Annotated in this window: 4 protein-coding genes, 1 tRNA gene and 1 pseudogene; 1 reads left to right on the forward strand and 5 read right to left on the reverse strand. The window is 73.7% G+C overall.

Annotated features, from left to right (window positions below):
• Together CCN42_RS33740 and CCN42_RS33745 are read right to left on the reverse strand one after the other, a co-directional pair.
• Positions 1-1,737 (reverse strand): DEAD/DEAH box helicase (locus tag CCN42_RS33740; RefSeq protein WP_086741247.1); only part of this gene is annotated, 1,737 nt, incomplete at its 3' end.
• Between the two features lie 147 nt (positions 1,738-1,884).
• Positions 1,885-3,342 (reverse strand): MFS transporter, encoded by a 1,458-nt coding sequence (locus CCN42_RS33745; RefSeq protein WP_086741248.1) that lies wholly within the window; start codon positions 3,340-3,342, stop codon positions 1,885-1,887.
• Between the two features lie 173 nt (positions 3,343-3,515).
• Here CCN42_RS33745 and CCN42_RS33750 point away from each other — a divergent pair.
• Positions 3,516-3,587, forward strand: a tRNA-Cys gene (locus tag CCN42_RS33750).
• A gap of 19 nt (positions 3,588-3,606) precedes the next feature.
• Here the strand turns inward: CCN42_RS33750 and CCN42_RS33755 are convergent.
• From CCN42_RS33755 to CCN42_RS33765, 3 genes and pseudogenes are all read right to left on the reverse strand, one after another.
• Positions 3,607-4,056 (reverse strand): annotated as a pseudogene (locus CCN42_RS33755) (SUKH-4 family immunity protein); the annotation flags it as partial.
• A gap of 96 nt (positions 4,057-4,152) precedes the next feature.
• Positions 4,153-6,477: a xanthine dehydrogenase family protein molybdopterin-binding subunit gene (locus tag CCN42_RS33760; RefSeq protein ID WP_086741250.1), complete on the reverse strand. Its 2,325-nt coding sequence runs from the start codon at positions 6,475-6,477 to the stop codon at positions 4,153-4,155.
• On the reverse strand, positions 6,474-6,940 hold a 467-nt coding region (locus CCN42_RS33765; protein ID WP_245877587.1), incomplete at its 5' end, for a (2Fe-2S)-binding protein. The genes CCN42_RS33765 and CCN42_RS33760, both read right to left, overlap by 4 nt.

Genomic DNA, 6,940 nt, shown 5'->3' on the forward strand with positions numbered 1-6,940 from the left:
GGCCGTGGCCTCCGCGGCCGGCGGCCCGCCGCAGACCCGGCGCAGCTCGGTGTGGATCACCCCGTGCGGCTTGCCGCTCTGGTGGACATACGCGCCGACCATCGTGTTGAGCTGCCGCCGCAGCTCCATCATCTCCTTGTGGGAGACGACCGGCCGTCGCTCGGCGGGCAGCTCCAGCAGGTCCGCCTCGGTGTCCGGCTTCTTCTTGCTGTGCGCGATCTGCCGCGCCTGCCGCTTCTGCAGCAGCAGCTGCACCTGATCGGGTTCGAGGAGTCCCGGGATGCCGAGGTAGTCCTGCTCCTCCTCGCTGCCGGGGTGGGCCTGCATGCCGAACTCGGCGCCGTTGTACATGACCCGGTCGAAGACGGCGTCGGACTCCAGCGCCTCGAAGGGCAGCATGTCCTGATCGCCGGTGTCCTCGTCCTGCTGCTTCTCCGCCTCCTGGAGGAGCTTCTCCTCCTCGGCGTACGGGTCCTCCTCGCCGTCCTTCTTCGGCTTGTCGAGGACGTGGTCGCGCTCGCGCTCCATCTCGTTGGCGAAGCCGAGCAGGTCGGGCACGGTCGGCAGGAACACCGACGCGGTCTCGCCCCGGCGCCGCGACCGCACGAAGCGTCCGACGGCCTGCGCGAAGAACAGCGGCGTCGAGATCGTCGTCGCGTACACGCCGACCGCGAGGCGCGGCACGTCGACGCCCTCGGACACCATGCGGACGGCGACCATCCACCGGTCGGTGCTGTCGCTGAACTCGTCGATCCGGCTGGACGCGCCCGCGTCGTCGGAGAGGACGAGGGTCGCCCTGTGCCCGGTGATGTCCCGGATGAGCTTGGCGTAGGCGCGGGCCGACTCCTGGTCGGAGGCGATGACGAGCGCCCCCGCGTCGGGGATCGCCTTCCTCACCTCGGTCAGGCGCTGGTCGGCGGCGCGCAGCACGGCCGGCATCCAGTCGCCGCGCGGATCCAGCGCCGTACGCCAGGCCTGGCTGATGGCGTCCTTGGTCATCGGCTCGCCGAGCCGCGCCTCGATCTCGTCGCCGGCCTTGGTCCGCCAGCGCATGTTGCCGCTGTAGGAGAGGAAGATGACGGGGCGGACGACGCCGTCGGCGAGCGCGGAGCCGTAACCGTACGTGTAGTCGGCCGAGGACCGCCGGATGCCGTCCGCCCCCTCCTCGTACGTCACGAAGGGGATCGGGTTGGTGTCCGAGCGGAACGGCGTACCGGTCAGCGCCAGGCGCCGCGTCGCGGGCTCGAACGCCTCCAGGCAGGCCTCGCCCCAGGACTTGCTGTCACCGGCGTGGTGGATCTCGTCGAGGATGACGAGGGTCTTGCGCTGCTCGACCCGGTTGCGGTGCAGCATGGGCCGCACACCGACACCGGCGTACGTCACGGCGACACCGTGGTACTCCCGGCCCAGCGGGCCCGCGCTGTACTCCGGGTCCAGCTTGATCCCTACCCGCGCGGCGGCCTCGGCCCACTGCTTCTTCAGATGCTCGGTGGGGGCGACCACGGTCACCTGCTGCACGACGTGGTGGTGCAGCAGCCAGGACGCCAGGGTCAGCGCGAACGTCGTCTTGCCGGCGCCGGGGGTGGCGACCGCCAGGAAGTCACGCGGCTGCTCCTGGATGTACTTCTCCATCGCCCCCTGCTGCCAGGCACGCAGCTTGCTGGCGGTGCCCCAGGGGGCGCGGCCGGGAAAGGCAGGTGACAGGTGGTGGGAGGAGGAAGCGGCGGTGGTAGTCACGGTCTCCGGGTGGGGGTAGGACGGCTCGGCTACGTATGACAACCGGGCCACCCTACCGGCGGCCCGGCACCGTCAACGCGCCGACGACGCCGGGGCGCCCGAGGGTGGGACCCACGTCACAACACCCTCGGTGACCCCCACCGTGACTCACCGTTCCCGCAGCCTCGTCGTCACCCAGGCGCCCACCAGCGCGACCAGCGCCATGGGCAGGAAGACGGCGGCGAAAGCGGCCGGACGGGAGGCCGCGCCGGCCGCCTCGGCGGTGGCGTGGGCGACCGTACCGCCGCCCAGCGCGGCGAAGGCGGCGCCGCCGATCGCGAGGAGGATCACATTCGCCAGGCCGTCGGAGATCTGGAGCGCGGCGGAGTTGGTGCCCGCCTCCTCGGGGGTGGACAGCTGGAGCAGCAGCACGCTGGTGGAGGAGATCACCAGCCCCATGCCGAAGCAGCCGAAGCCCCAGGCGACGGCCACCGTCCACACCGGTACCGCGTCGATCAGCACGCTCGGCGCGGTCGCGATGGCCGCCGCCGTCAACGCCATGCCCAGCGTCATCAGCCGTTCCCGGTACGGCTCCAGGCGGGGCCGTGACTGCACCCAGGAACCCAGCGCCCAGGTGGCGCCGCCCGCCGCCAGCGAGAACCCGGCGAGCGTCGGCGACAGGCCGCGCTGGGTGACCAGCATCAGCGGCACGAACGATTCCGCCGCGATGAACGAGCCCGCCGCGACGCCCCGCAGCAGCACCACCGAGGGCAGTCCGCGCGCCGCCCGGTAGGTGCCGCGCGGCAGCAGCCCGAGCACCGCCGGGACCAGCAGCGCGGCGCCGGCGGCGCCGGGCAGCAGGGACAGCCAGCGCAGGTCCTGGGCGGCGTACTGGAGGAGTCCGGCGCCCAGGGAGATGCCGAGCGCGAGCCGGATGCGGCGGCCGTCGAAGGAGGCGTCCCGGTCCGAGCCGTCGACCGGGCCGGACGCCCGGCGCCGGATCTGCGGCAGCGCGAGCGCCAGCGGCAGCACGACGAGGACCGGGATGCCGAGGAACACCCAGCGCCAGCCGAGGTGCTCGGTGACCGCGCCCGAGGCCAGCGGCCCGACCACCGACGGCACGACCCAGCTCGCGGCGAACGCGGCCATGATCGCGGGCCGCAGCCGCTCCGGGTAGGCGCGGCCGACGATCACGTACAGCGCGACGATCACCAGTCCGCCGCCGAGCCCCTGCACGGCCCGCCCGAGGATGAACAGCCACATCGCCCCGGCCGTCCCGGACAGCAGCAGTCCCGCCGCGAAGCCGGATATGCCGCACGTCAGTGGGGCCAGCGGGCCGCGCCGGTCCGACCACTGGCCGGCCAGCACCATCGCGAACAGGCTGGTCGTGAAGTAGCCGGAGAACGCGAACGCGTACAGCGACACCCCGTCCAGCTCGCGCGCCGCGACCGGCATCGCGGTGCCGACGGCGGTCGCCTCGAAGGCGATCAGCAGGACGACGGAGACGATGCCGACGCTCAGCGCCCGGTACGGGCGGCCGAGCACGCCGCCGGCCGGCGGCTGCGGTACGTCGACGGGGTCTGCTGCGTCCGCGACGTCGGCGTCGCGTGGGTTCGGGGCGGCCATGACGGCCAGAGTAAGGGGCTCGGCGACACTTGACCCCTGTCGGGAGATGGTGATCTTCTCCGCCGTTGGTCCTACGCCCCCCGTTCATGAACGGAGTGTGGCGGTCTCATTGCAGCGCCCCGGGATCCCTTGAGCCCGCCTCCGCCCCGCCCGTACGGTCGAGTCGACACGTTGGCCGTGTGCCCGAGTGGTTGAGGGGCCAGACTGCAAATCTGGTTACGCGGGTTCGATTCCCGCCACGGCCTCTGCTCCTCCGCATGCCTCCGCGCCGTTGGTGCGCAACAGGCAGAGCGCGAGGACGAGTTCAGAGACGTCCCGGTTCAAGGGGTCCAGGCGGGCCTCCGGTTCGGTCCAGCGGAGGATCTCGCCGGAGGCGCCGTCGACCACCAGGCCCGCGTCGCCGATCAGGCGGCCGAGGCGTATCAACCGGTCGGCGTCGGCCGGGAGCCGGTCCAGGGGGAAGCCTCCCGCGTACTCCTCGTCCGTGTAGTACTCGGTGAGCGTCGGCAGCGGCAGGTCCGTGTCCAGGGAGAACAGGACCTCGTCCGCGGGCAGGCCCGTCTCGCGCAGGAAGCGGCGGGTCGGTTCGTGGGTGAGCGTCACGGGGAAGTCGACGTCCTCGAAACGGGCCACGCGGCCCCGGCCGAACTCCTGGTCCAGCAGCCGCGGGGGCAGGTCGAGGGCGAGGCCCGATGCGGTGGCCGGGGTGCTGATCGCCGTGACGACGGCGCCGGTCGTGCTCATGGGAAGAACACTACGCGGCGCCACTGACAACGCCCCGCGACCGGGCAAATCCGGCGTATCCGGGGCTTACTGCGCCGTCACCACGGCCGCCTGCGGCCGGATCGGGAGCCGGTTCACCGGGCGGCCCGTCGCCGCCCGCACCGCCGACGCGATCGCCGCCGGCGACGCCACCACCGGCACCGCGCTGACCGCCTTCGCGCCGAACGGCGCGACCACGTCCCGCTCCTCGACCAGCTTCACGATCCGGATGTCCGGCGCGTCCAGGGCCGTCGGCAGGGCGTAGCCGATGAGGTCGGGGTGCCGTATCACCCCGCGCGCGGTGCGCAGGTTCTCGGTGAGCGCGATGCCGACGCCCTGGGTGACTCCCGCCTCGATCCGGGCGGCCAGCTGGGCGGGGTTCAGCACCCGGCCGACGTCCTGGGCGACCGCCAGCTCCACCACCCGGACGGAGCCCAGTTCGATGTCGACGTCGACCACCGCGCGGATCGCGCAGAAGGCGAGGCCCACGAAGGCGTCGCCCTGCCCGGCGTCGTCCAGCGGCTCGGTGGGGTGCGGGCGGCACTGCGCGGTCGCCCACAGCTCCTTGCCGTCCAGCGCCTCGGCGACGGTGGTCGACAGGACCCCGTCGTACGAGGTGATCTTGCCGTCGGCGATCTGCAGCAGCTCGGTGGACATGCCGAAGTTCTGGGCCAGCGGCTGCAGCAGCTGGGTGCGGACCATCTTGGCGGCCCGTTCCACCGCGCCGCCCGACACCCAGGTGTGTCGGCCCCGGCAGCCCGCCCCGGCGGGCGGCTGGTCGGTGTCGACCGGCGCCACGTGCACCTCGTCGACGCCCAGGATCTCCTGGACGATCTGCCGGGCCAGCGTGGTGAAGCCCTGGCCGGTCTCGACGGCCGCGCAGAGCACGGTCGCCACCCCGTCCTGGACCTTGACCGTGGCCGTGGAGACCTCGTCGGCGCCCTCCGCGCCGAGCATGTGCACCATGCCCAGGCCGTAGCCCACGCCCCGGCGCACGGCGCCCGGTTCGCCCGCGCCCTCGGGGCCGCCGGGCAGCAGCCACTCCTCCTCGGGGGTGTCCTTCGGCAGCGGCGGGAGGGGGAAGTCGCGGACCGCCTGGAGGAGTTCGGCCACCGGTGCGGGGCAGGTCACGGTCTGACCGGTGGGCAGTACGTCGCCGGTCGCCATGACGTTGCGCAGCCGCAGCTCGGCCGGTTCGATGCCGAGCTTCCTGGCGAGCTTGTCCATCTGCGCCTCGTACGCCGCGCAGACCTGCATCGCGCCCTCGCCGCGCACATGGCCGGAGGGCGGGTTGTTGGTGCGCACGGCCCAGCCCTCGATGAAGGCGTTGGGGACGACGTACGGGCCGCAGGCGAAGGACACCGCCGCCGCCAGCGCGTCCGCCGAGGTGTCCGCGTACGCGCCCGCGTCCAGCAGGATCTGCGCCTCGACCTTCACCAGCCGGCCCTCGGCGTCCGCGTGGTGGCGGTAGCGCAGCAGGGTGGGGTGCCGGTGGGCGTGGCCCAGGAAGGACTCCTCCCGCGTGGCGGTCAGTTTCACCGGGCAGCCGGTCTTCAGGGCGAGCAGCCCGAGCGGCAGCTGGAAGCCCTGGTCCTCGCGGTCGGCGGTGGCGCCGGGGACGCCGGTGACGACGACCTTGACGCGGTGGGGCTCCAGGCCGAAGGCGGCGGCGGCCGTGTCGCGGTCGCCGTGCGGGTCGGTGGAGGCCACGTACAGTTCCACGCCGCCGTCCGGGCGCGGTACGGCGAGGCCGGCCTCGGCGCCGATGGGCGCGGGGTCCTGGCGGCCGATGCGGTAGAGGCCCTCGACGACGACCTCGCCGGCCGCCTCCGGGTCGCCGTGGCGCAGCGGGATGTGCCGGATCAGATTGCCGTCGGGGTGCAGCGGCTCGGCCTCGAAGGCCTGCTCCGGATCGGTCACCGGGTCGAGCACCTCGTACTCGACGATGACGGCCGCGGCGGCCATCCGCGCGGTGTCCGGGTGGTCGGCGGCGACGGCGGCGATGGGCTCGCCGTGGTGGCGGACGACCTCGGAGGCGAACACCGGGCGGTCGGCCTTGCCCCGGCCGTACAGCGGGCTGCCGGGCACGTCCTCGTGGGTGACGACCGCGCGGACGCCGGGCATCGCCCGCGCGTGCGTGGTGTCGATGGAGGTGATCCTCGCGCGCGCGTGCGGGGCGCGCAGCACGGCCGCCCAGAGCAGGCCCTCGGCCCACAGGTCGGCCGCGTACGGGAAGGTGCCCTCGGTCTTCGCGCGCGCGTCGGCGGCGGGCAGGGAGGAGCCGAGGCCGTGCGGGATCGGCTCCGGGGCGGGGCCGGCCTCCGCGGCGCCGGCCGCGGTGGCGGTGGTCGCGGTGGCGGCTTCGTTGCTCACGCCTGGCCTCCGTCCTGTCCCTGTCCGTGTCCGTGTTCGGGTCCGGTTCCGGATCCGTACGAGGGGTCGTACGACGACGGGTCGTACGGCGGGTTCTGCGGCTGGTTCGGCTTCTCCCGCGGCTCGAACGCCGACGGGTTGACGCCACCGGCGCCCGGGCCCGCCTGGTGCGGGATGCGGGCCTCGTCGCCGCCGGGTTCGGCCGCGTCGCCCGCGGCGTGCGCGTCGCGCTCGGCGACGACCTCCTTGACGGCGTCGACCACGGCCCGGTAGCCGGAGCAGCGGCACAGGTTGCCGCACAGCGCCTGCCGGGTCTCCAGCTCGGTCGGCGCCGGGTTGCCCTCCAGCAGGTCGTGCACCGTCATCGCCATGCCGGGCACGCAGAACCCGCACTGCACCGCTCCGCACCGGGCCAGCGCCCGCTGCACGTCCGAGGGCTGTCCGTCGGCGGCCAGGCCCTCGA

This window comes from Streptomyces glaucescens (assembly GCF_002154375.1).
In the GTDB taxonomy this organism is placed as follows: Bacteria; Actinomycetota; Actinomycetes; order Streptomycetales; family Streptomycetaceae; genus Streptomyces; species Streptomyces glaucescens.